Annotated in this window: 21 protein-coding genes and 1 pseudogene; 6 read left to right on the forward strand and 16 right to left on the reverse strand. The window is 73.1% G+C overall.

From position 1 onward, the window contains the following. Nucleotides 1-8: 8 nt before the first annotated feature. Both ODJ79_RS29130 and ODJ79_RS29135 read right to left on the reverse strand, forming a co-directional pair. Nucleotides 9-833, reverse strand: coding sequence for an alpha/beta fold hydrolase (locus tag ODJ79_RS29130; RefSeq protein WP_263026794.1), 825 nt, complete (start codon nucleotides 831-833; stop codon nucleotides 9-11). 39 nt (nucleotides 834-872) lie between these two features. Further along, nucleotides 873-1298, reverse strand: coding sequence for a hypothetical protein (locus ODJ79_RS29135; RefSeq protein WP_263026795.1), 426 nt, complete (start codon nucleotides 1296-1298; stop codon nucleotides 873-875). Nucleotides 1299-1349: 51 nt separating this feature from the next. Between ODJ79_RS29135 and ODJ79_RS29140 the strand changes: the two genes are divergently transcribed. Next, entirely contained in the window at nucleotides 1350-1901 is a 552-nt protein-coding gene (locus ODJ79_RS29140; protein ID WP_263026796.1) for a TetR/AcrR family transcriptional regulator, read from the forward strand. A 1-nt stretch (nucleotide 1902) separates the two neighbouring features. On the opposite strand, the gene ODJ79_RS29145 is transcribed toward ODJ79_RS29140, so the two are convergent. Further along, nucleotides 1903-2934 carry a phosphatidylinositol-specific phospholipase C domain-containing protein gene (locus ODJ79_RS29145; protein WP_263026797.1) on the reverse strand — a complete coding sequence of 344 codons (1032 nt, stop codon included), beginning with the start codon at nucleotides 2932-2934 and terminating at the stop codon, nucleotides 1903-1905. Between the two features lie 144 nt (nucleotides 2935-3078). On the opposite strand from ODJ79_RS29145, the gene ODJ79_RS29150 reads away from it, so the two are divergent. After that, nucleotides 3079-4704 carry a sensor domain-containing diguanylate cyclase gene (locus ODJ79_RS29150; protein ID WP_263026798.1) on the forward strand — a complete coding sequence of 542 codons (1626 nt, stop codon included), beginning with the start codon at nucleotides 3079-3081 and terminating at the stop codon, nucleotides 4702-4704. A gap of 161 nt (nucleotides 4705-4865) precedes the next feature. Here ODJ79_RS29150 and ODJ79_RS29155 read toward each other — a convergent pair whose 3' ends face one another. Continuing rightward, nucleotides 4866-5543, reverse strand: a complete 678-nt coding sequence (locus ODJ79_RS29155) for a zinc-binding dehydrogenase (protein ID WP_263026799.1) — start codon at nucleotides 5541-5543, stop codon at nucleotides 4866-4868. Next, nucleotides 5467-5955: pseudogene (locus ODJ79_RS47235) on the reverse strand (alcohol dehydrogenase catalytic domain-containing protein); the annotation flags it as partial. The gene ODJ79_RS29155 and the pseudogene ODJ79_RS47235, both read right to left, overlap by 77 nt. Between ODJ79_RS47235 and ODJ79_RS29160 the strand changes: the two are divergent. Then, complete coding sequence (locus ODJ79_RS29160; RefSeq protein ID WP_263026800.1) at nucleotides 5900-6670, forward strand: SDR family NAD(P)-dependent oxidoreductase; 771 nt, start codon at nucleotides 5900-5902, stop codon at nucleotides 6668-6670. The pseudogene ODJ79_RS47235 and the gene ODJ79_RS29160 overlap by 56 nt on opposite strands. Before the next feature lie 21 nt (nucleotides 6671-6691). Here the strand turns inward: ODJ79_RS29160 and ODJ79_RS29165 are convergent, their stop codons facing one another. After that, the gene (locus ODJ79_RS29165) at nucleotides 6692-8752 is read right to left on the reverse strand and encodes a GMC family oxidoreductase (RefSeq protein ID WP_263026801.1); all 2061 of its coding nucleotides are present in this window, start codon (nucleotides 8750-8752) and stop codon (nucleotides 6692-6694) included. A gap of 19 nt (nucleotides 8753-8771) precedes the next feature. Further along, the gene (locus ODJ79_RS29170; protein WP_263026802.1) at nucleotides 8772-11504 is read right to left on the reverse strand and encodes a TIM-barrel domain-containing protein; all 2733 of its coding nucleotides are present in this window, start codon (nucleotides 11502-11504) and stop codon (nucleotides 8772-8774) included. A 170-nt stretch (nucleotides 11505-11674) separates the two neighbouring features. On the opposite strand from ODJ79_RS29170, the gene ODJ79_RS29175 reads away from it, so the two are divergent. The 3 genes from ODJ79_RS29175 to ODJ79_RS29185 all read left to right on the forward strand — a co-directional run bounded on the left by ODJ79_RS29175 (nucleotide 11675) and on the right by ODJ79_RS29185 (nucleotide 13648). Then, complete coding sequence (locus ODJ79_RS29175; protein WP_263026803.1) at nucleotides 11675-12607, forward strand: PrsW family intramembrane metalloprotease; 933 nt, start codon at nucleotides 11675-11677, stop codon at nucleotides 12605-12607. A gap of 101 nt (nucleotides 12608-12708) precedes the next feature. Next, nucleotides 12709-13071, forward strand: a complete 363-nt coding sequence (locus tag ODJ79_RS29180) for a YciI family protein (RefSeq protein ID WP_263026804.1) — start codon at nucleotides 12709-12711, stop codon at nucleotides 13069-13071. A gap of 169 nt (nucleotides 13072-13240) precedes the next feature. Beyond that, nucleotides 13241-13648 (forward strand): hypothetical protein, encoded by a 408-nt coding sequence (locus ODJ79_RS29185; protein WP_263026805.1) that lies wholly within the window; start codon nucleotides 13241-13243, stop codon nucleotides 13646-13648. Here the strand turns inward: ODJ79_RS29185 and ODJ79_RS29190 are convergent. From ODJ79_RS29190 to ODJ79_RS29230, 9 genes are all read right to left on the reverse strand, one after another. After that, nucleotides 13645-14859, reverse strand: a complete 1215-nt coding sequence (locus ODJ79_RS29190; RefSeq protein WP_263026806.1) for a family 1 glycosylhydrolase — start codon at nucleotides 14857-14859, stop codon at nucleotides 13645-13647. The genes ODJ79_RS29185 and ODJ79_RS29190 overlap by 4 nt on opposite strands. A 66-nt stretch (nucleotides 14860-14925) precedes the next feature. Further along, nucleotides 14926-17031, reverse strand: coding sequence for a bifunctional polysaccharide deacetylase/glycosyltransferase family 2 protein (locus ODJ79_RS29195; RefSeq protein WP_263026807.1), 2106 nt, complete (start codon nucleotides 17029-17031; stop codon nucleotides 14926-14928). A gap of 1 nt (nucleotide 17032) precedes the next feature. After that, nucleotides 17033-17419 carry a hypothetical protein gene (locus ODJ79_RS29200; RefSeq protein ID WP_263026808.1) on the reverse strand — a complete coding sequence of 129 codons (387 nt, stop codon included), beginning with the start codon at nucleotides 17417-17419 and terminating at the stop codon, nucleotides 17033-17035. Then, a complete protein-coding gene (locus ODJ79_RS29205; RefSeq protein WP_263026809.1) occupies nucleotides 17416-18174 on the reverse strand; it encodes a hypothetical protein in 759 nt (252 codons plus the stop codon). Before ODJ79_RS29205 ends, ODJ79_RS29200 begins: the two co-directional genes overlap by 4 nt. 34 nt (nucleotides 18175-18208) lie before the next feature. Next, nucleotides 18209-18793: an RNA polymerase sigma factor gene (locus ODJ79_RS29210; protein WP_263026810.1), complete on the reverse strand. Its 585-nt coding sequence runs from the start codon at nucleotides 18791-18793 to the stop codon at nucleotides 18209-18211. A 176-nt stretch (nucleotides 18794-18969) separates the two neighbouring features. Further along, nucleotides 18970-19905 carry an LLM class flavin-dependent oxidoreductase gene (locus ODJ79_RS29215; RefSeq protein ID WP_263026811.1) on the reverse strand — a complete coding sequence of 312 codons (936 nt, stop codon included), beginning with the start codon at nucleotides 19903-19905 and terminating at the stop codon, nucleotides 18970-18972. Then, a complete protein-coding gene (locus ODJ79_RS29220; RefSeq protein WP_263026812.1) occupies nucleotides 19902-20576 on the reverse strand; it encodes a hypothetical protein in 675 nt (224 codons plus the stop codon). The genes ODJ79_RS29215 and ODJ79_RS29220 overlap by 4 nt, the downstream gene beginning before the upstream one ends. Before the next feature lie 50 nt (nucleotides 20577-20626). Next, the gene (locus tag ODJ79_RS29225) at nucleotides 20627-21757 is read right to left on the reverse strand and encodes an alpha/beta fold hydrolase (protein WP_263026813.1); all 1131 of its coding nucleotides are present in this window, start codon (nucleotides 21755-21757) and stop codon (nucleotides 20627-20629) included. 126 nt (nucleotides 21758-21883) lie between these two features. Then, nucleotides 21884-23755, reverse strand: a complete 1872-nt coding sequence (locus ODJ79_RS29230) for an exo-alpha-sialidase (protein WP_263026814.1) — start codon at nucleotides 23753-23755, stop codon at nucleotides 21884-21886. Nucleotides 23756-24125: the final 370 nt, after the last annotated feature.

Here is a 24125-nt window from a genome sequence, read left to right on the forward strand (position 1 = left end):
CAGCGACCCTACGCCGGGGGGAGCGTGGCGAGGAACGCGCGCACGGTGGTCAGCCAGGCGCCGGGCATCTCGGCGTGCGGTTCGTGCCCGCACCAGAAGCGGCTCAGCCGCGCCCCCGGCAGCAGCCGCGCCGCCCGTCGCCCGTCGCTGAGCAGCGGCAGCACCGGATCGCCGCGTCCCCAGGTGAGCAGCACCGGCACCGGCAGGCCGGCGACCCGGTCGCGCAGGTCGTGCTCGGGGTCGAGGAACGAGCGCCAGACCGCGCACGCGACCGCCCGCTGCCGGGGGTCGCGGGCGGTGGCGTAGGCCCGGCGCAGCGCCGCCCGCGCGGCCGGGGTGCGGCGCCAGGTGTAGGCCGAGGCCAGCGGTCCGAGCAGCCACCGGGCCGTGGCCGGGGTGCCCATCAGCCGGCAGACGGTGCGGGACAGCGGGTTGAGGCGGGTGAAGCCGCCGGGCGCGATCAGCACGAGACCGGCGACCCGGCCGGGTTCGCGCAGCGCGTACGCGAGGGCCGCGTACCCGCCGACGCTGTTGCCGACCAGGACGACCGGGCCGGGCTCGTCGGCGCGAAGTTCGGTGAGCACCTCGCCGAGCACCCGGGCGAACTGCGGGGCGCCGGCCGGACCCTCGGGCGCGGGGGAGTCGCCGTAGCCGGGCCAGTCCAGCCGGATCACCGTGCGTCCGCCCTCGGCGAGGGGAGCGACCACGGCGTCGAAGTCGCGGGCATCGCCGGGGTTGGCGTGCAGCAGCACGATCGCCGGGCCGGCGCCCCGCAGGTGGCAGGCGACCGGGCCGGCCGAGGTCGGCACCAGCCGGGTGTGCTCGTTGGTCATCGGCTCATTCTCGCCGTCGCGTCGCGCAGGCGCGGAACACTACTCATCGAGTCGGCTCATCCTCGCGGTCGCGTCGCGCAGGACCCGGGGCACCAGCCATCGATGCACGGCGGACAGCGGCGGCCAGATCAGCCTGGCGGGCGCGCGGTCGTAGCGCAGCAGGGTCGTCAGCGAGACCTCCCCGCCGCCCGCGCGCACCACGAGGTTGGCCGTCATCGCCGGGGACGCGGCCTCCAGCCGGATCCAGTCGTCGCCGCGGCCGCCGATCCGCCAGCCGGCCACGGTTTCCGGCGAGGGCGAGCGGTCGAGGCGCAGTCGCAGGCCGAGGACGACGCGCCAGATGAACACCTCGCCGGGGCTGGGCACGTTGCCGAACATCGCGCGGGCCCACTGCTCGGCCGTGCCGGGAACGTCGGTGCGGACGCTGAAGTGGTCGGTGTAGTCCACGGTGGAAAGCTCGGTCATCGCCGGTCTCCGTTCGCTTATACGGTGCCGTATATACGGTACCGTACAAGGATGCCGCGGGAGCGATGGATCGAGCAAGGGCTGACGGCGCTGGCCGCCGGCGGTCCCGACGCCGTACGGGTGGAAGCCCTGGCCAAGCAGCTGGGCGTGACCAAGGGCGGCTTCTACGGCTACTTCGCCGACCGCGACGCGCTGCTGACCGCCATGCTCGACACGTGGGAGCGGGAAAGCATCGACGAGGTGCTCGACCGGATCGAGCGCGAGGGCGGCGACCCGAAAACCAAGATCACGCGAGCCGGGCTGCTCACCTTCTCCGGCGACCGGCTCCTCCCGATCGACCTCGCGATCCGCGACTGGGCCCGCCGCGACGAGGCGGTCGCCGAGCGCCTGCGCCGCGTCGACAACCGCCGGATGGCCCTGCTGCGCGAGATGATCGGCACCTTCTGCGCCGACCCGGACGAGGTCGAGGCCCGCAGCGTCCTCGCGTTCTGCCTGCTGATCGGCGAGCACTTCCTGGCCGCCGACCACGGCGACCGCACCCGGGCGCAGGTGCTGGCCCGGGCCGGCGACCTGATCCTGTCCAGGACCGCCGGCCCCGCCTAAGTCAGCCGCGGTCGACGACCTGCGCGTCGACCGACGGCATCGAGGCCCAGTCGGAGGAGGCGACGCTGGCGTGCTTGCCTGCCACCAGCGCCACCCGGGCCTGGGCGGCCGCCACGTCGCCGGCCGGGACCGCCGGCGAGATGCTCTGCACGTCGGTCATCACCAGCAGGTAGTGGTTGGTGTCGTACCAGGAGGTGTCGATCCCCCCGGTGACGTACGCGGAGGCGTCGCCGTCGAACGCCACGAACCACGGGCGCAGCGTGGCGTCGCTGTAGCGGCCGCGCGGGTCGCCGCTCTGCGCGTTGTGCACGGCCGGAAAGATCTGCGCTTTGCCGAGCGTCCCCGCGGCCGCCAGGCCCTTGAGGTACTGGGCGTACTCCCTGTCGGTCCAGAGCGTGTCGGTCGGGTTGCCCTCCTCGACCGTGCCCGGGATGACCTCGATGATCACCTTGCCGGCGAGTTGCCCGCGGGTCGGCCAGGCGTCGGCCTTGGCGGCGGCGTCCAGCGAGGCGTAGCCGCCGAGGAGGTCGGCCGGCTTGAAGACGGCCGAGCCGAGGTGCGCGGCGATGGCCGCGTCGAGCTGGGCGGGCCCCTGGCCGGTGCGGCTGCTGAAACCGGTCTTCAGCTCGAGCTTGAGGACCAGCGGGCCGCTGTCGGGGTGCGCGCCCAGCCAGAGCCGGATGTCGTCCAGGCAGTACTCCAGGTTCTTGTTCGCGCCCCCGGAGTAGAGCTGCGCCGCGCTGGCGGCGGCCACGCAGTTGTTCGCGTTGCCGAGCGGGTTCGAGTGGCTCACCTTCCACTCGCGGGTGATGATGTCCGGCCAGACGTCGAGCTCGATCAGCCCCGGATGCAGATCGAGGGCCTGCGCCAGATAGCCGAAGGTGGCCGGGTCGTAGGTGTTGTGGATGCCGACGGTGGTCGTCCGCGAGACCTTGCTCGACGCGTCCGCGGCCGCCGCCGGACCGGTCGCCGCGAGCGTCACCACCGCCGTCGTGAGCACCGCCGCCACGCCGTTGATCAGGGATTTGCGCACCAGGAACCTCCCGCTGGGCCGGTCCCACGCCGACCCGGACAAGGAACGATACAAATCGATGAACATTAACGTGTACGGAACACGCCGTGACCCACCGACGGGGAATCCCTTCAGACGTCGGCGGGTCCGCCGATAGACCAACCTGTGGCCGACGACTCCCTGATCGATCCCGCGACCCGCGACGCCGAGCTGGCTTCCCTCCTCGAAGCGCACCCCGAGGCGTTCATCGCCGCGATGGCGCCGTCCGGCCTGCTCGTGCCCCTGCCCGAGGAACTGGCCGCGACCGGGCTCCGGCCGATCGTGGGACCGAAGTCGCTGATCAACCTCGTCGTCTCCCACGACCAGCGGACCCTGATCGAGGCCTGGCACGGTGCCCTGAGCGTCGGCCTGACCCGCTGCGAGGTGCGGCTGCTCGCCGCCCCGGATCGACAGGTCCGGCTGCACCAGTTCGACCTCACCCACCGGTTCGGCGTCTTCGTCGGCGTGTTCACCGGCCTCGAGGAGTACGTGGCCGCCGTCGCGCTGCCGCACGACGTCGTACGCCCGCGCCTCATCACCATGCGCAAGGACCAGGTCGCCACGATCACCGCGGCCGGCCCGGAGCTAGCGGACCTGCTCGGCTGGACGCCCGAGGAGGTGATCGGCACCCGCAGCCTCGACCTGGTGCACCCGGACGACCACGAGCGGGCCATCGCCAGCTGGCTGGACATGCTCGGCACCCCGGCCGGCACCGCCCGGCGGGTCCGGCTGCGGCACCTGCACCGCGACGGCCACCCGGTCTGGTTCGAGATCACCAACCACAACCGGCTCGCCGACCCGAACGGGCCGTGCGTGATCGCCGAGATGCTCGACATCTCCGACGAGATGGCCGCCCAGGAGGCGGTCCGCGCGGCCGAGCAGCTGATGCGGCGGCTCACCGAGACGCTGCCGATGGGTGTGCTGCAGATCGACGCCGACCGGCGGATCGTCTACCTCAACGACCGCGCCGCCCGCGCTCTGCACGCCCGGCTCGGCGACGTGCTCGACGACCGGTACCTCGACGCGATCGTGCCGGCCGACCGCCCCGCCGCCGACGACGCCATCGCCGTGGTGCTGGGCACCGGCAACGACGCCGACGTCGAGTACGGCAGCCGCGAGCCCGGCCGGGGCGTGCGCCGGGTCCGGGCCAACCTGCGGGCGCTGACCAGCGACGACGGCGCGATCACCGGCGCGATCATCTGCCTCGCCGACGTCACCGAGGACGTCCGGCTGCGCGAGGAGCTGCGGCACCGGGCCACCTTCGACCCGCTGACCGGCTGCCACAACCGGTCGGCCACGATGGCGGCGCTGCAGGACGCGACGGCCGCCCCCGACGGGCACGCCGGCACCGCGGTCGTCTTCCTCGACCTGAACGGCTTCAAGCAGGTCAATGACGTGTACGGGCACGCCGCGGGCGACCGGCTGCTGACCCACGTGGCGAACCGGCTGCGGATGACCGTCCCGGCCGACGGGGTGGTCGGCCGGATCGGCGGCGACGAGTTCGTGGTGATCTGCCGCGACGTGGCCGGCCCCGCCGGTGCCGAGCGGATCGGCGCGGACCTGCTGGCCGGCCTGCGCGCGGAGGTCGTCGACGCGGCCGGCAACGTGCTGACGCCCGAGGCCAGCGTCGGGGTTGCCTGGGCGCCGTGCGGTGCGGCCGGGCCCGAGGAGCTGATCGCGCGGGCCGACGCCGCGATGTACCAGGCGAAGAAGACCCGGACCGGCCCGCACAACCTGGTGCTGGCCAGCTAAGGCCTGTTTCGTAACTGGGGTCGAGCTGCGGCGCGGTCCAGATTTCGTCTGCGTGCGGCCCGCGGAAGCCAGGCTACCGGTGTTGTAACCGGGCTTTCGCGGGACGTGCGCAGGCGGAATCTGGGCCTCGGCGCAGCCCGGCTCCAGTTACGAAACAGGCCTTACGGGCGCACCAGGAGGACTGTCTTGCCGGGCGGCCGGGGCGCGCCGATCGACTCGAACGCGGCCCGGCCCTCGGACAGCGGGTAGGTGGCGGCGACCACCGGGCGCAGCCGGCCGTCGTCGACCATCCGGGCGATCGTGGTGAGCTCGTCGTGATCGGGGCGCACGATGAAGAACGTCGCCTGCACCCCGGAGCGCTCGGCCGCCGCCTCGTCCGGCGGGGCGACCAGCGTGACCAACCGGCCGCCCGGGCGCAGCACCCCGTACGAGCGGGCCAGGGTCTCGCCGCCGACCGCGTCGAGCACCACGTCCAGACCGGACAGCTCGTCGTCGAAGCGGCGGCTGGTGTGGTCGAGGAACTCGGCGGCGCCCAGGTCGCGGACGAACGCCTCGTTCTCCGCGCGGGCGGTGGCGATCACGTGGGCGCCGAGGACGGCCGCCAGCTGGACGCCGTAGACGCCGACCGCCCGCGCCGCCGTGCACCAGCACCCGCTCGCCCGGCTGCACGCGGGCGTGGTCGACCAGTGCCTGCCACGCGGTGAGTGCGGCCAGCGGCAGCGCGGCCGCCTCGGCGTGGGTCGCCTTGGCGGGCTTGGCGGCGAGCGCGGTGGCCGGCACGGCGACGAACTCGGCGGCCGCGCCGTTGCGGTCGAAGTCCACCAGCCCGTACACGTCATCGCCGTTTCTCAGGCCGGTGACGTCGGCACCCAGGGCGACCACGACGCCGCTCACCTCGTGCGAGGGGGTCACCGGCGTGCGGTCGGCGCCGTCCGCGGTCTGCCAGGAGGGGTCCCAGCTCAGCTCGGTCAGGGTGATGGCGGCGGCATGCACCTCGATCAGCGCCTCGCCGGGCGCCGGACGGGGAACCTCGGCCTCCTCGAGGACGAGCTGCTCGGGACCGCCTCGCCGCCAGGCTCGCAACGCCTGCATCTCGTGCTCCCTTCGGACGATTGCCGCCTCCACAGTGTGCGCGCCCCGGCCATTGCGCACCTTCCGAATAGGGTGGGGGACATCGGCGGCGGAGGAGGACAACGTGGATCTGGGACTGACCGGCAAACGGGTCGTGGTGACCGGTGCGAGCCGGGGCATCGGGCTGGCGATCGTGCGTGCCTTCGCGGCCGAGGGCGCCACCGTGCTGGCCGGCGCCCGGCGGGTGACGCCCGAGCTGGAGAAGCTCGACGGCGTGACCGCGGTGGCGGTGGACCTGGCCGACCCGGCCGGCCCCGCGCGGCTGGTGGCGGCGGCCGGCGACCGGATCGACGTGCTGGTCAACAACGTCGGCATCGCGCCGCCCCGGCCGCAGGGTTTTCTCGAGGTCACCGACGACATGTGGGCCACCACCTGGAACCTCAACGTGATGTCGGCGGTCCGCGCCACCCGGGCCGCGCTGCCGGTGATGCTGGCCGGCGGGGGCGGCGCGATCGTCAACACCGGCTCGGTGAATGCCCGCCTGGCCGACCCGCTGGTCGTCGACTACTCGGCGGCGAAGGCGGCGCTGACCAACTTCGCCAAGTCGCTGTCGAAGGAGTTCGGCCCGCGCGGCATCCGGGTCAACACGGTCGCGCCCGGCCCGGTCGCCACCGACCTGTGGCTGGGCAGCGGCGGCGTGGCCGAGACGGTCGGCGCCGCCCAGGGCATCGACCCGTCCGACGTGGAGGCCGGCGCGAAGGCGGCCATGGTGACCGGCCGTTTCACCCGTCCCGAGGAGGTGGCCGACCTGGTGGTGATGCTGGCCGGCGGCAACCTCGGCAATGTGACCGGCACCGAGATCACCATCGACGGCGGCATGATCACGACGCTCTGAAAGGCCTGGTGCCCCGCGCCGCTAGGCGACCTGGGCCAGGTGGCGGGCGTTGCGGAAGGCCAGCGCCAGGACGGTCAGCACCGGGTTGAAGCCGCCGTTGGTGACGTGCACCGACGCGTCCATGATCCAGAGGTTGGGGTGGCCGTGCACCCGGCCCCACGGGTCGGTCACCGAGACGGCCGGGTCGCTGCCCATCCGGCAGGTGCCGGCCTGGTGCTGGCCGGCCGAGACGGTGGTGCGGTAACCGGTGCTCCAGACCCGCTCGGCGCCGGCCTCGGTCAGCCACTGCCGGGCGCGGGCGATCAGCAGGTCGGCGCTGCCCCGGTTGTCGGGGTGCAGGGTGCCGCCGATCCGCGGGACCGGCACGCCGTGCCGGTCGCGGACCGCTTCGGCGAGGGTCACCCGGTTGCCGGCCTGCGGGATCTCCTGGATCGGGCCGAACAGGTGGCTCGTCCGGCGGTAGAGCCTGGCCATCGCCTGCTTGCCGGCCAGGCCGGCGCGGGGCGCGTCCGGGGGCAGCGCCCAGTTCCAGTGCAGGATCGGCAACTTCACCACCTCGTTCGCCAGCACGCCGCCGAGCAGGCCGGAAACCGCGTGCAGGTGGTCGCAGGTGGCGATCCGCACGTTCGGGCCGGGGCCGTCGATGACCGGGTCGGCGAAGGTGCCGTACGCGCCGACGTACACGTGGCCCTGCAGGTGGCGTCCGACCTGGTCGGCGCCGTTGCCGAGGCCGCCGGGGTGGGCGTCGCAGCGGCTGGCCAGCAGCAGCCGGGCGGTCTCGACGGCGGAGCAGGCGACGACCACGTGACCGGCGCGGAGCGTGCGGCGCTCGCCGGTGCGCTCGTCGGCGAACGCGACGCCGGTGACCGCGCCGGACCGGTCGGTGGTGACCTCGGTGGCCCGGGCCGCGCCGACCAGGGTGAGGTTGCCGGTCCGCTGCGCGACGGGCAGCACGGTGTTGAACGGGCCGTTCTTCGCATCGGTCGGGCAGGCGAAGCCGACGCACTCGCCGCACTGCCCGCAGCGGCCGCGGCCGCCGCGGGGCACCGAGTTGATCAGCATCGGGACCGGCCCGGTGGACCAGCCCAGCCGGGCGGCGGCCCGGCGGAGAACCTGCGCCTCGGTGTTGTCCGGCAGCGGTCCCATCGGGTACGGCCGGGACCGTGGCCCGCGATTGCGGTGACTGCCGGCGTCGCCGCAGACGCCCAGCGCCCACTCGGCCTCGGTGTAGAACGGCTCCAGGTCGGCGTAGGCGATCGGCCAGTCGGCGAGCGAGCTGCCGTCGGGTACGCCGTACTTGGTGGCCAGCCGGAAGTCGTCGGGCAGCAGGCGCCATGCCATGCCCTGGTAGACGCGGGTGCCGCCGCCGATCGTGTGCGGGAGCGCCGACCAGCCGGGCTGCCACGGGTGCTCGATGCGGGTGTCGTTCAGGAAGCGGGGGCCGGCGTCGGCGTACGGGGGAAGGTTGTGGCCGTGGGTGCTCAGCCGGAAGTTGCGCAGGTGGTCGGTCCCGATCTGCTCGTAGCTGAGGTAATCGCCGCGGTCGGCGGCCAGCACCTGGAGACCGCTCTGCGCGAGAACCGCCGCGGCAACGCCACCGCCCGCGCCGACACCGACCACGACGGCGTCGTACGTCTCGGCCGCGTCGGCCAGCCGTCGCACGAGGAGCAGCTCGGGTGACGGACCGCGCAGAGCCGAGTCGCGGCGCAGGGCCGGGCTGTAGCCGAGCATGGCCCAGCTCGCGGTGCCCCGGGTGCCGTAGTAGTGCTCGCAGGTCAGGCGCAGCAGCGTGGCGTGGAAGGTGGCCGGGTCGACCGGCCACGCGGTGGTGGTGCGGCCCGCGCCGACGGCGGCCAGCAGGGTGTCCTGTTCGTCCTCGGCCAGGGCGGCGAAGCCGTGCGGGCCGGCCTCTCGCGCGAGGGCGGCGAAGCCCGGAGTGAGCAGGTCGCGCCACGTGGTGCGCTGGTCGGCGGCGGCCTGCGCGGCGAGCTGGGCGGCCACCCCGGCCTGGCCCGCCGACGGGAAGTCGTCGGCGGGGATCAGGCGGTCGATGACGGCGGTGACGAGCGCCCAGTCGGTCACGCCTCCATTCTGCTCGGGCTCAGCCGGCCTTCACGAAGACCGGCATCGTGTCCAGGGTGGTGGTGATCTGGGCGGTGGTGCCACCGGCGTACGTCTGGCCGGTGAAGTAGTTCTTCCAGGTGACGCCGGGTGGGAACCAGACCGTCGTGGTGGCGGTCGGGCCGGGCGTCGTCACGGGCGCGACCAGGAAACGGTCGCCGTAGAGGTACTCGGCGCCGGCGGTGGCGTACGCCTCCTGCTCGGTGGGGTAGGCGAGGTAGAGCGGCCGGACGATCGGCGTGCCGGTGCGGGTGGCGTCGGCGGCGATCCGGTACGTGTACGGCAGCAACTGCTCCCGAAGCCGCAGGAACTTGGTGGCGGAGGCCTGCGCCGCGGGACCGTACTGCCAGGGCAGCCGATCGCTGTGGTTGGAGTGCAGGCGGTCGATCGGCTGGAACGTGCCCAGCTGCACCCACCGCGCGTACAGGTCGTCGGGCAGTTTCGTGCTGCCCGGCTCGGTGCCCGGCTCCTGCAGGCCCTGGGTGTGGCCGCCGATGTCGTGGCTGATCGCGGCCAGCCCGGTCGCCACCGACTCGCCGCCGGTGTAGCCGACCTCGAACTGGAGCGTCTCCCAGTCGGAGATGGTGTCGCCGGTGAAGTGCAGGGTGGTGCGCTTGTCGGCCCACGGGCCGGTCGGCACCGCGGTCGGCGAACTGTAGCCGCCGGACTGCAGCGAGCCGTACGCCCGGGAGAACGCGAAGCCGGTCTCGTCCGCGTACTGCTGGTTGATCCAGGAGTCCGGGGTGACCCCGGCCTTCGTCGAGCGGGACGCGTCGCAGCACCAGTCCAGCCACCAGAAGTCCACATCGGAGGGCGCCAGCTGCCGATGCAAGGCGAAATAGGCGGCGAGCTGGTCGGGGTCACCCCAGTCGAAGACGTAGCAGTCCGCGCCGCCGTTGCAGCCGACCCGCTGGAGCTTGCCCTTCGCGGTGGCCTGCGCGGCGGCGAACTTCGGGTCGGAGCCGAGGATGCTGGGGTGGATGTTGAAGCCGGTGTGCAGGCCCTGGCGGTGCACCCAGTCGACGAAGGCCCGCGGGTCGGGGAACTTCGCCGGGTCGACGGTCCAGCCGTTCCAGCGGTCCGGCGCCTTGAAGTCGGTGTCCACGACGATCACGTCCAGCGGCACGCCCTCGGCCCTGGCGCGCTGCACGATCTGCTGGAAACCGGCGGCGTCGCGGTCGTAGTACTCGGAGTACCAGACGCCGTACGCCCAGCGCGGCAGGAGCTTGGTCGGGCCGGTGAGCCGGGAGAGTTCCCGGAGTCCGCGTACGTAGTCCTGGCCGTACCCGAAGACGTAGCCGTCCTGATGGGACGGTGTGGCGGCGGAGTCGTCGAGCAGCGACCAGCCGTCCTGGTAGAGCAGGCCGGGGACGGTCAGCGCCTGCCGGTCGACGCCGTCGAGGCCGCGCCGGTAGCCGCCGAGCGCGGCGTGCGGAGCGAGCAGCGGAGCGTCCGCGGTGGTGACGGCGACCGTGTCGAGGTTGACGTTGCAGCTGTCGTCGGTCGGGCAGCCGAGCGTGATCGGATCGGCGCCGGCCGCCAGAGTGATCGGAATCGACACCGTGCGCCAGTAGTCCCAGCCGCTCGTCGGGGCGAGCGTGACGGGCGTGCCGTTGACCGTGATGGTTCGCGGCCGCACGGGCTGGGCGCCGGCTTTTCCGTTGGCGTAGCGCAGTTGCAGGCGATAGCCGCCGGCCGCCGGGACACCGGTGACGGTGAAGGTGTCGGCCGCGCCGGCGTGCTCGAGACCGGCCAGGAAGCCGGTGCCCGAGTAGCCGTTGTGGTCGTGGGCGGGCGCGGCGCCGCCGGCCAGGGCGCCGGTGTCCGCCTCGCAGAGCGAGCCGAAGGAGCACGGCTGCGGGGTGACGGCGGGCGGGCCGGGATAGGCGTCGCCGGGGTGGCCCACGGCGAGGCTGTCGATGTTCACGTTGCCGGAATCGGTTGCCGTGCGCTGGATCCGCACGACGTGGCGGCCGGTGGTCAGGGTGAGCGGTGCGACGGCGACCGCCCAGGTGTCCCAGCTGCCGGTCGGTGGCAGGGTGAGCGTCTGGGGCGCGTTGCTGTCGACCGTGACCGTCAGCGTCCGGGTCACGTTCTGGCCGTCGCCGCCGGTGCTGTTGGCGTAGCGGACCGCCAGTTGAAACGCGCCGGCAGTGGCGGTGGTGGCTTCGGTGCCGAAGCCGAGCGTGTCGCCGGTGTTCTGGAAGCCGGCCGCGAATCCCGATCCGGTGTAGCCGCCGTGGTCGGTGGCCACGCCGGGGCCTTGCAGGGCAAGGGATTCGGCCTCGCAGAGCGTCCCCATCGGGCAGTCGGGCGTGCCGTGGCCGGCCCAGGGCGCGGCCGCCACGGTCTGGCGACCGGACTTCAGCCGTACGGTGAGATTGTCCGCGGTGAACTCGCCGGAACCGACCCGGTAGCGCAGGGTCAGCGCGCCGGTGTCGATGGTCAGCCAGCCGTTGCCGGTGCGGCTGCGGAACGGCACGGCCGGGAACTTGTCGCGACCGATCACGTTGAAGGTGGCCGCGTCGGTGAAGTGGCCGTCGGGCGCGTACTCGGTGCGGATCAGCGTGGGCGAGAGCACCTCGAAGCGGGCGTTCCCGCTGCGCACGGCCCGGTCGGCGGCGGTGCGCCGGTGGTGGGCCTGGGCCGGCGTGACCGGAGCCAGCAGAAGACCGACCGCCAGCACGGCAGCGATCCGGAACAAACCACGCATGACGTGTCCCCTCGTGAACGACAGTCACCTCTGTCGATGACAACGCTGTCGCCGCGCCCCGGCCGATGTCAACGGACCGGGTGTGATCGGGCAACGGTGACGGGTTCAGACGGCCCGTTCGGATCGGCCGCCGCGGGTATACGGTGGACATCGTTGATCGGGGAGGACCGATGTATCCACCCTCAGCGGCCCGACCGGCCCGGCGTGCCCGCCCGTGGCTGCGCGTCTTCCTGACCGGGCTGGTGCTGTGGCTGCTCACCGTCGTGGTGACGATGGTGACCGGCAACCCCAACCTGATCCCGACCATTGTGCTGCTGGGCAGCTTCCTCGTGCCGGTCAGCTTCGTGGTCTGGGCGTTCGGGCGGCGGCACAGCGGCGAGGTCACCGCCGAGCTGCTGTTCACCACGTTCATCACCGGCGGCATCCTCGGCGTCCTGGCCGCGTCGCTGCTGGAGTCCTACCTTCTGCACCCGTCCCCGGGCCTGTTCCTCGGCGTGGGGCTGATCGAGGAAGCCGCGAAACTGGCCGTCCTCGCCTTCCTGAGCCGCCACCTCGAGCACAAGTACGCCCGGGACGGGCTCATCCTCGGCGCGTCGGTCGGGTTCGGGTTCGCGGCGTTCGAGTCGGCCGGGTACGCGTTCACCGCCCTGTTCACCGAGCAGGGGCTGTCGCTGATGCAGCTGGTGCAGACCGAGCTGCTGCGCGGCCTGCTCGCCCCGGTCGGACACGGGTTGTGGACGGCGATCCTCGGCGGGGTGCTGTTCTCGGCCAGCGGGCGGCGGCACTTCGCCTTCACCGGCCGGCTGGTGCTGAGCTATCTGGGCGTCTCGGTCCTGCACGCGCTCTGGGACGGCATGCACAGCATCGCGCTGGTGGTGACGCTGGTGCTGACCGGCACGCCGTACCAGTTCCAGCTGCTGGAGCGTGGCTACCAGCCGAAGCCGACCACGGCGCAGGTGCAGCTGTTCACCGTGCTGTCCTGGGCCGGGCTGATCCTGGTGGCGCTGGTCGGGATCCGGTGGCTGCTCGCGGTCCGCCGACGGGCCGACCAGGAGGCGCGCGGCGTGCTGTGGCGCATGCCGATCGGCGACCGCCGGCCGTAGGGCGGTTGCAAGAAGTCAGGCTGGAGCGTGTCGGATCTGCCGGATGCCGTTCGTAGCGTATGCAGACGGACATCGGGTCCGGACGATCATAGGGAGCGGATATGCCCGAGTACCTCATCTACTTCAACCAGCAGTGGGTGGGTGACCACACCGAGGAATGGTTCCGCGGGCGCGGTCCACTGGCCAGGGCGGTCGTTGACGAGATCAAGGAGGCCGGGGCATTCGTCTTCGCCGGGGGCCTGGAGGAGGAGGACGGCCCGGTCTTCAGCGCCGACGCCACCAGCGGCACGACGGTCTTCACCGACGGGCCCTATGTCGAGACCAAGGAGTTCCTGGGCGGCCTGACCATCGTGGACGTGCCGGACGAGGCGACCGCCCGGATGTGGGCCGGCAAAATCGCGGAGGCATGCGGCTGGCCGCAGGAGGTTCGCCGGTTCAAGCCGCCGCAGGTCCTGCAGGGATGAGATCGTCACTCGTCCACTGAGGCGCGTCCGGCACCGCAGCGGCGACGTCGCCGCTGCGGTGCCAAACGTCGCGTCGATCGTTATGTTGTTGTGTCCCACGACCGTGTTTGAAGCGGTCGCGGCCGGGGAATGCCGCCGCCTTCATGATCTGTCCGTGGGGGAGGGTCGGATGGACGCGGTGATCGAGGGGGACGATCTGCGGCGACGGCGGGAGCGGATCCGCGAACGGGAGCTCCTGCTGGCGCTCGAGCAATGGGGGTCGGCGGAGAGCGACGTGGCCGGCGATGCGCTGCGCTACGTCTTCGGCATCGTCGACGCCACCGAGGGCGAACGCGCCTGGCTGCGGCGGCTGGTCGAGGAGAACGGCCTGCCCGCGACGTCGCGCACCGCCGCCGAGATACGCGCGGAGGGCGGACGCGCCAACGCGGCGGCGAACGCGGCCTTCCTCGCCGGAGACTACGAAGGCGCGCGGAATCTGATCGACCAGGCCCGGGCGTACGGGGCTCTGCTCGATGGCGAGTGGTCGCGTCTGCACGAGTTCATCGCCGGCCGGGCGGCCGCGGCGGAGCAGCTCTAAGGCAGGGCGTTGGCCCGCACCACCGCCGCGTACGCGGCCGCGCTCGGCTTCGCGGTGCGCTCGAAGGTCTCCCGGTCGACCGCGTGCAGGCCGAGCTTCGGGCCGTACCCGAAGACCCATTCGAAGTTGTCCAACAGCGTCCAGTGGATGTAGCCGAGCACGGGCACGCCCTCGTCGATCGCCGCCCGGAGCCCGGCCAGGGACTCGACGATGAACGTCGCTCGCCGGGTGTCGTCCTCGGTGGCGATGCCGTGTTCGGTCACCAGGACGGGCACGCCGGTCGCCTCGTGGGCGTAGCGGACGGCCGAGCCGAGCGAGCGGGCGTCGATGCCGCTCAGCGGCCCGCCGGCGGCGACCGGGCCGGCGGCGTCGTAGTACTGCCGCTCGTAGTTCTGGACGCCGATGTAGTCGTCGGCGCTCGCCAGCGACAGCCAGCGGCCGTACACCTCCGCGCGTTTGCGATCGCGGACCGTCGGGTCGTCGCCGACCACCTGGTCGTCGACCACGGCGAGCGAGAAGCCGACCGGCAGCGCGCCGCGTCGCGCCTTGATGGCCGCCCGCGCCGCGCGGTGCCCCGCCTCCATGCCGTCCGCCATGGCGTCGAACTCCTCGGGCAGCATGACGTTGGCCAGGCGGTAGCGGGGAACACCCGCGGCCTTGCTCGCCGCTTCCAGGGTGAAGCGTTCCAGCTCCCGGACGAAGTCGGGAATGTCCATCCAGGTGAGCAGGTGCGGCAGATTGGGCTCGTTCAGCGTCACCGCGACCGCGATCCGGTCGCCGAAGGCGGCCATCACCCGATCGCAGTAGCGGGCGAACAGCTCGGGCGCGGCCGGATCGAGCCATCCGCCGCGGGCGGCGAACCAGTGCGGCGACGTCATGTGATTGAACGTGACCACCGGCGCCATGCCGAGCGACAGCGAGTGGTCGACGATCGCTTCGTAGTGGTCCAGCGCGTCCGGGTCGAAGGTGCCCTGGCCGGGTTCGACCCGCGCCCACTCGACCGAGAAGCGGTACGTGTTCAGCCCCAGACCGGCGGCGAGCTCGGCGTCGGTGCGCCACAGCTCGTAGCCGTTGCAGGCCTTCCCGGACGGCTCCCGGAAGACGGTCGGCTGCACGTTCTCGGCGAACCAGGTGTCGCTGGTCGTGTTGTCGCCCTCGACCTGGTGGCCGGCGGTGGCCACGCCCCAGCGGAAATCGGCAGGAAACGCCATCACAAGCCCTCCGAGAAGTGTGGTGCGACCAGGATGCGCCGCGGGTGGGCAGGTGTCGATCCTTCCTCAGGTCCGTCCGGCGCCGGCACGTCCCGCGTGCACGGCGGCCGCCCCGGTGCGAACCATGCGATGCCAGCGGAGCCGGCCGCCGAGCAGCGCCATCACCGTGGACTGGATGACCACCAGGTACATCAGCTGCCGGTAGACGATCTGCTGGAGTGGCAGACTCCAGAGCGGGCCGTACCGTTCCCGGTCCAGCCGCAGCGCGACGGCGGCGGTGGCGACCTGGACGCCGGTGAAGCCGGCCCAGACCGCGGCGGTCCGGCCCAGCGGCAGGAAGAGGATGCCGTAGACCGCGTATACGTCGATCATCGGTGCGGTCAGCGGCAGCAGGACCTGGAAGAGCAGCAGGTAACCGAGCCCACGCCGGCCGAGCCGGCCGGCCGCGCCGCTCTGCCGCACCGTGGCGCGATGCTTCCACATCGCCTGCATCGTGCCGTAGCACCATCGGTAGCGTTGCCGCCAGAGCTGACCCAGCGCGGCCGGCGCCTCGGTCCAGGCGACCGCCCGCGGCTCGTAGACGACCAGCCACCCGGCACGCAGCACGGCCATGGTGAAGTCGGTGTCCTCGGCCAGGGTGTCGGTCGGCACCCCGCCGGCGTCCGCGACGGCGGCCCGGCGGAAGGCGCCGATGACGCCCGGCACGGTCGGCATGCAGCGCGCGACCTCGAACATCCGCCGGTCCAGGTTGAAGCCGAGCACGTACTCGAGATGCTGCCAGCGCCCGAGCAGGCCGGTCCGGTTGGCGACCTTGGCGTTGCCGGACACCGCGCCCACCCGCGGATCGGCCAGCGGCTGCACCAGACGCCCGACCGCGTCCGGCTCGAAGACCGTGTCCCCGTCCACCAGGATCAGCAGGTCGCCGCGGGCGTGGCGGATGCCGGTGTTGAGGGCCGCGGGCTTGCCGGCGTTCGGTTGCCGCACCACGTGCACGCCGGGCAGGCCGAGCCGTTCCACGATGCCCGCGGTGTCGTCGGCCGAGCCGTCGTCCACCAGGATGACCTCGATCGCCGGGTAGTCGTTGCCGATCAGCGAGCGGACCGTGGCGGCGATGTTGGCGGCCTCGTTGTAGGCGGGGACGATCACGCTGACCAGCCCCAGGTCGCGCGGCGGCCGGCGGTGCCGCCGGCCGGCCCGGCGCTGGTGCACGGCGGCGGTCACGAGCTGGACGATCAACCGCAGGACACCCAGGACCACCGCGAGGATCATGGCGATGGCGAGGACCCGGGCCAGCCCGGCCGCCGCGACCTGGGCCAGCTGCAGCGCCTGCCCCCGCGCTCGCTGGGCCGCGCTCGCGGCCGGGGTGGCCGGGAGGCCGAGTGCCTCGGAGACCGTGACGAACCGGTACCCCTGCGCCTGCAACCGCGGAATGACCTGGTCGAGCGCGGCCACCGTCTGGGCCCGGTCGCCGCCGCTGTCGTGCATCATCACGATCCCCGGGCGCACCGCCCGGGCGATCGCGGCGGGGCCGGGTCGCTGCCAGTCGACGGTGTCGTGGTCGGTCATGACCAGCAGGTAACCGGGCGCCGCGGTCCGCCATTCGGCGTACTCGGTGGCGGTGAGCGCCTCCGGCGTGGCCGAGTACGGCAGCCGCAGCAGCACCGGTCGCTGCCCGGTCGCGGCGGCGACCGCGTTGCCGGTCAGGGTGAGCTCCAACCGCAGCCGCCAGGCCGCGGTGCCCGGCGGCACGTGGGTGAAGGTGTGCGAGCCGATCTCGTTGCCGCCGGCGGTCACCTGCCGGGCGATCTCCGGGTACCGGTTGACCCGCGAGCCCACCTCGAAGAACGTGGCCCGCGCGTGGTGCCTGGCCAGCACCGCCAGGATCTCCGGCGTCCACACCGGGTCGGGGCCGTCGTCGAAGGTGAGCGCGATGGTCCTGCCGCGGACGGCCCGGCTGGTCACCCGGCCGTCCGGCTCGAGGCGCTGGACGGCGGCGCCGCCGGTGACCGCGGCCGGCGCGGGGCCGCCGTCGCCCGCCTGCGGTTCGCCGCTCTCCGCACCGGCGTGGGTGACGTAGCCGTTGAGGCACAGCTCGGCGAGCAGCACGAGCATGGCGAGCGCGAGCAGCAGCCAATGGGCGCGCGGCTCCCGCCGCAGAACACGCTTGCCCACGTCAGTTCTTCCGGGAGGGATGGGTGCTGGGGGAATGCTCGCGTCCCCGGGGGCGCGACGATGCGCTCGGGCTCGGCGTCGCCGAGGCGGATGAACTGCTCGGCGGTGGCGTGGTGGGCGCGGCGGTGGTGGCCTTCGGGGAGGTCCGGGCCGGGGCGGGAGCGGGCGGCGGCGTGCTGGATCGGGTGCCGGCGACGCGCGCGTCCGGGGCCCGCCGGCCGGCGTCGGCGCCGGGCCAGCCGGGCACGACGGACGGACCGGCTCCGGTGAAGCCGGCCAGCAACGCCACGATCGCGGCCAGCAGTGCCACCGTACCGGCGGCTCCCGCGATCAGGATCAGACGGCGGCGCCGGCCCGACCGATCGACGAAGACGTGGTCGGCCGTCACCTGTTCGGGCCGGGGTGGCTGGGGGTGACGGCGTGCGGCGTGGGGTGGGACGGCGTCGCCCGCCGGGACGACCCGCCGCCCGGTTTGGTGGCGCCGGTGGCCGGGGTGGCGGAGACGCCGGCCCGGGCGCAGTAGTCGGCGACCTCGTCCGCGCCGCCGGCCGCCTTGATCAGGTCACGCCGGGTCCGGCCGGGCATCGGCTTTCCACCGTTCTCGGCCGTCTGCCAGGCCATGCACCAGGCCGCCACCTGTGCCGTGCTGGGCGTGGCCGTGGCCGTGGCTTCCGGCGTAGGCGTCGGCGTGGGGGTCGCGGTGGGGGAGGGCGTGGGGGACGCGGCGCCGCTCGGCGTCGGCGCGACGGCGGTGGGACCTGTTCTCGGCGCCGGAACCCCCAGCGCCGAGAACAGGCGATGCGCGCGTTGCTGAAGACCGTCGGGGAGGTTTCCGGTCCCTGCCGCCACAGCGGTGCCACCCACGCTCAGGACGGCGAGGCCTGTCGCGATGCTCACGACGAGCGTCCTTGTGGTCTTCGGCACCCGGACACGAACACGTCCCTCCGGTCTTTCGGTCAGCGCGGCACGGCGACGCTCGGTGGCGAGAGCGGCGACCACCTCCCGCTCGCCGCCCAGCTCCCCCGGAGTGGCGGGGGCGCGGAGAGCGTCGAGCAGGTGGTCCAGTCCGGGGTCGGACCGGTCGCCGCCGACCAGCCGATCGGCCTCGTCCTGACCGGTCGGAGTGGCTCGCCACGTACGCATCGCACGGAGGAGAGCGTCGCCGAGGCGCATTCCGTTACACCTCCCCGGCGGTCTCTGTGCGCGCCTTTGTCCCGGCGCGGTCGCGGACCTGGGGGTCGAGCGCGAGCCGGCGCAGGCCGCGCATCGTCGCGATTCGCACCGCGCCGGGGCGTTTGCCCAGCACCTGGGCGGTCTGGGCGACGTCGAGCCCGGCCACGACGCGCAGCATAACGGCCTCGGCCTGATCGGCCGGAAGGGCGGCGATCCGGCCCAGCGCCCAGGCGGTCTCCGCGCCCTCGATCGCCTCGATCGCGGCGTCGCGGCCGGGTGGCCCGGGCGCGACCTGCTCGGCCGGGTCCTCGCGCCGCCGGCCGGCCCGGCGTACCTCGTCGATGCCGCGATGCCGGGCGATGCGGAACAGCCAGCCGCGGAACTCGCCGGGACCGCCGGCGAACCGGTCGAGATCGCGGGCGACCTGGAGCCAGGTCTCCGAGGCCGCGTCCTCGGCCGCGTCCCCGGCGACCACCCGCAGGTAGCGCAGCACCGCGGGGTGCAGCGCGCGCCAGAGGACGGCGAAGCCGCGCTCGTCGCCGCGGCGAGCGGCGGCCAGCGCGGCGGCGAATTCGTCATCGGTGAGCAACAGCCCTGCACGTTACCGCGCGAGGCGCGGCGGCGCGCAGCGTGGCCTCGTTCGATGGCCCGGCCAGGGCACGGGCGCATTACCGGGCGGGCGCGGCGGCGCGCAGCGTGGCCAGGGCAATGGCGCGTTACCGCGCGAGGCGCGGCGGCGCGCAGCGTGGCCAGGGCACGGGCGCGTTACCGGGCGGGCGCGGCGGCGTGCAGGGTGGCCTCGATCGATGGCCAGGGCAGGCCGGGCGGCAACCCGACCAGCGTGATGTCGAGCGTGTCGTCCCAGCGTTCCAGCCCCCGCCGAACCTCCGACGCCGACCCGTAGACGGTGAACTCGTCGAGCAACGCCTGCGCCTGGGCGGGCACGGTCCGGGTGGCCCGCACCATCTCCACCTCGGGCGCGAGCCCCTGCCCGGCCACCAGACGCGGATAGATGTCGCCCATCGCGCCCAGATACCCCGCCGTGCAGGCCGCTACCGCCGCCCGGGCCGCGCGGGCGTCCGGGTCGACCACGGTGAACGGTCCGGCCGCGATGGTGATCGGCCGCTGGAAACCGGCCGCGAGCTTGCGGATCCGCTCCCGGCGCAGGTAGATCGGGTACCAGCCGTCGGCCAGCTCGCCGGCGAGCCCGACGGTCCGCTCGCCGGCCGCGGCCAGCCAGATCGGCACGTCCGGCGCGGGCGGCTGGCCGAGCTGCAGCGCCCGGGCCGCCGGCGTCGCCGACAGCCGGGCCCGCTCCCCGGCCAGCAGCCCGCGCACCTGGGTGGTGACCTCGCGCAGGCGAGCGGCCGGCCGCTCGTACGCGATGTCGTGCCACCCCTCCACCAGCTGGCGCGTGCTCGCCCCCAGCCCGAGCACGAACCGGCCGCCGGAGAGCCGGTGCAGCGTCGCGGCGGTCATCGCGATCGTCGCGGGGGTTCGCCCCCACACCGAGAGGACGCCGGCCACCAGCGTGATCCGCCGGGTGGCCACGGCCAGCTCGGCCAGCACCACCCCGGCGTCCAGCCCCCACCCCTCGGCCACCGAGAACACCTCGTAGCCGAGCTCGTCGGCGAGCCGGGCGGCCCGCACGATGACGTCGGCGCGGGTCTCCATCGGCGTGATCGCGACGCCGCGCCTCATCGGAGGGTGATCCAGGTCTGCCGGGAGAAGCCGTGCAGCGTCCCCTCCCGTGAGTACAGGGCCGATCCGGCGGTCAGCTTCCGGCCGGAGACCTCGTCGAGCCAGCCGACCACGATGTACGCGTTCTCCGGCTCGGCCGGCAGCGACACCCGGGCCGCCATCCGGCCCAGCACCGCCGGCTTGTCGGTCTTGCCCAGGTGCATCGCCGCCCAGCCGCCCGGGCAGTCCAGCGCCGCCCACGCGTCGTCGGTGGTGACCGGCTTGCCGGGATACCAGACCGCGGCGAGCAGGTCGCCACCGAGCACCGGGCCCGGGAAGATCCGCAGGGCGGCCGGGTCACTCCGGGCGGTTCCACAACCCACACAATTCGGGTACGGGTGGGAGCGCAGCCCCGGGAAGTCCGCGGTGGCGGCCAGCGCCTCGGCGAAGGTCGGCGGCTCCGGCGTCTCGTCGGCCAGGCGGGTGCTGACCCCGTCGGCAACCAGCTCGTCCCCGGCGTACAGGGCCATTCCGTCGCCGGACGGCGCGACCCGCAGGTCGGTGCCGAGCGGCACCGGCTTGCGCAGGGTCACCTCGGCGTCGGCGTGCAGGTGTCCGGCCAGCAGACCGCACGCGTAACCGCCCTGGCAGGCGCCGGGCGGGCCCTCGAGGGCGGGATCGATGATCGGCATGCTCCGACGCTAGCTTTTCTGCCGGAGCGCGGAATCGGTTGGCTTACCTATCACCGGGCCGGGAGACTACCTACCCGGGCCCAGACCGCGATCTGGGTACGCGCGCGCACGCCCAGTTTGACCCGGATGTGCTCGACGTGCGCGTCGACCGTGCGCACCGACAGCCCCAGCCGCTTGGCGACCTCGGCGTTGGTCAGCCCGTCCGCGATCAGGTCGGCCACCTCGAACTCCCGCGCGGTCAGCGGCCCGTCGGCGGCCCGTGCGCCGGGCCCGACCGGCGCCGGAGCAGCCGACCGTGCACCGGACCCGACCGGCACCGGACCAGCCGACCGTGCACCGGGCCCGACCGGCGCCGGAGCATCCGACGCCGGCCGGGGCTCGTCGCCCAGGAACGACCGGACCGTGGCGGCGGCCGCCTCCCCGCCGACCGCGTAGATCGGCTGCGCCCGGCCCTCGAACGCGGCCAGCTGCGCGCCCGGGATCAGCGCGGCCATCTCCCGGCCCAGCTCGAACGGGATGGCCCGGCTGCCCCGCCGATGCGCGACCAGGGTCGGCACCCGGATCGTCGGCAGCAGATCGGCGACCTCGAACCGGTAGAACATCTCGAGCAGCTCGGCGGCCATCTCGGCGGTCGCCGCGGCCCGCTGCATCCGGGCGAACATGCCGGTCACCTCGGCCGGTGCGTCCGGGAACCAGATGTCGGCCAGCACCCGCGAGCCCAGCCCCCAGTGCGCCCGGACCAGGGCCGGCACCGAGTGCCGGACGTCGGGCGGGGCGAGGTCGGCGCCGCGGGCGCAGCTGCCGTACACGATCAGCCTGGTCACCGCGTCCGGGTTGCTCGCCGCGTACGCCGCGGCCACCTGCCCGCCGTCGCACGAGCCGAACAGCGCGAACCGCTCCAGCCCGAGGTGCCCGATCAGCGCCTTGAGCACGGTCAGCTCGGACTCCATGGTGAAGTCGGTGCGGGCCCGGTCGGACAGCCCGCAGCCGAGCTTGTCGAACCGGATCACGGTGTGCCGCTGGGACAGCGCCTCGAAGAATCGCCGGTGTGCCGGGTCGTCCCACATCAGCCCGAGGTGCGAGACCCAGCCCGGCACGCACAGCAACGGCGGCCCGCTGCCGGTGACCGCGTACGCGACCGGGCCCGCGGGAGTGGCGGCGAAGCGCACCACTTGCCTCATCGGCCCAGCATGACACGCCGGGCAACAGCGCGGCTGTCGCCGACGCGACCCGGAAAGGCCGCGGACGCAATCCGGGAAGGGCCGCCGACGCGACCCCGGGGACGGGGCCGCGCCGGCGATCGCGTGCTACCTGATCGCTACGCCGACGGTGTAGATGTCCTGGTCGTTGGCGACCGAGGCGTTGGTGGCGCCGCTCTGGCAGACGGCCGGCGGTGTGGTGGTGGTTCCGGTGCCGGGGCACAGGAACAGGTCGACCGGCCGGGTGTCCGACCAGACCGGGTAGGCGGTGTGGTTGGTGACCGCGACGGCCGCGTAGTCGCCGTAGAACGTGCCGTTGAACTGCGTCGGCGGCGGCATGCTGGACGAGGTGGCGCGGTCGTGCCGGAACGTGGACGCGTTCCGCGACTGCGACACGGTGATGTCCGAGAACCCGGTGTTGTTGTCCGAGCCGTACTGCCGGTCGTAGTAGCTGACCACCAGCGCACCGTTCGGCGTGTACGCGGTGCCCTGCCAGAACTGGTCGCTGCGGGCCTGGCCGCTCGCCGTGGTCACCACCGGCGCCGTACGAGGCTCGGTGTTCGCGAAGCTGGCCCCGCCGTTGGTCGACACCCCCAGCAGGATGTCGTTGTTGCAGGTCGTCTTGACGCCGGTGTACAGGTTGGTCCCGGCGGCGGAGAAGCCGGCCGGGGCGCACCCGGTCGTCTCGTTGGAGTTGCGGTTGATGTACGAGCCGTAGGTAACGACGACCCGGTTGGGGTGGGTGGGGTCGACCGCGCCGACGGGGTAGTTGGTGGCCCGGAAGATCGAGTTGAACGACGGGCCCTTCTCCGGGATGCAGGCCCGGCCCGGGTCGGCGCCGTTCTGGTAGGTCGCGCAGTCGGGCAGGTCGTTGTAGTAGCCGACCCGCACCGGTGGCGAGAAGGTGACGCCGCCGTCGGTGGACTTGGACAGCAGCATCTGGTTGCGGTTCTCCGGCGCGACCACCGCGTTGTTGAAGTTCGCATACGTCACGTAGAGGGTGCCGTCGGGCGCGGTGAACGGCTGGGAGAACTGGTTCTCGTTGCAGGTGCCCTGCGGCGTCGGCAGGCCGAACGTGTTGTCGCACAGCGCGCTGTTCGAGCTGACCAGCACCGGCGCGCTGAAGGTCTCGCCGTAGTCGGCGGAGTACGCCTCGTAGATGTAGCCGGTGCCGTCCTCGGCGAACGTCGTCCAGGTCACGTAGACCCGGTCCCGGAATGCGCTGGTCCGGCTGTTGTCGACGGTCAGCAGCTGCTTGTCCAGCAGGAAGTTGCCGGCGCCGGCGACGTCGTTGTGCTCGACCACCGGGCGGCCCGGGAAGTTGAACGACGCGCCGTTGGTGCCGGTCGACCGGTAGACGTAGAACGCGCTGGACTGGTCGGGGTTGGACGTGACGCCCGCCCCGCGCAGGAAGGTCTGGCAGGAGAGGTACGCGTTGCCGCGGCTGTCCCACGCGACCGAGGTGTCGCCGCCGGCCTGCCAGTACTGCCGGGCGGCGCCGAACGCGGTGCCGCGGGTGAAGCCGTTGGGCGTGGTGGAGTCGGCCCACGTCCGGCCGGCGTCCTGCGAGTAGGACACCCCGCACGTCCCGTCGCCGCGCCGGTAGTCGTTGTAGCTGGAGATCACGTGGTTGGCGTTGTTCGGGTCGACGGCCACCCAGGTCTCGTTCTGCGCCTGCGCCCGGCCCTGCAGGTCAGGGTCGGTGAGGTTCAGGCAGTTCTGGTTGACCTTGACGTTGCTGCCGAAGTGGTCGGTGCAGGTCGCGGTGGCCGACTTGAACTGGGTGGCCGGCGCGGCCTGCCGCGCGGCGGCCGGGGCGCCGCCCAGCTCGGACGTGAGCAGGCCGGAGGCGAGCCGCTTCTGGATGCTGTTGAGCTGCGCGTAGCCGAACGGCGCCGCGGCCGCGGTGGAGCCGGTCACCACGTTCAGCGAGAGTGCGACCAGGGTGCCGGCCGCCAGGAAAGCGATGGTACGTCGCAATCGCGTCATGAAATTGAGCCCCCTTGCTCGGAGATCGCGATTTTCTGCGGACATCAGCCGAAGGCTAGGCCTCAGTGGACATTGATCAACATCAACCTTTTGGCCAGGGGGCGACAGAATTGTTCACCGATCGATTCTTTACTTCGACGGACTTCTCCGGCCGAATCGGAACTCGGTGGAACTCGTGGGTTGCCGCGGCGTCAAATGGGTATGCCCAAATGTCGACATTTGCGATCATGGAATCGGCCCGCGGCGTACCTAATGATCGTTTTGGTTGTTGGTCCTGCGGCTTGTGCCCATGGCGGGGAGGCGAAGGAACCGCCCCACCCGCGCCGGGGCGGGCCCGAGGGGCAGGGGGGGGAGGGCGTGC

The organism is Actinoplanes sp. KI2, assembly GCF_025630775.1.
Taxonomy (GTDB): domain Bacteria; phylum Actinomycetota; class Actinomycetes; order Mycobacteriales; family Micromonosporaceae; genus Actinoplanes.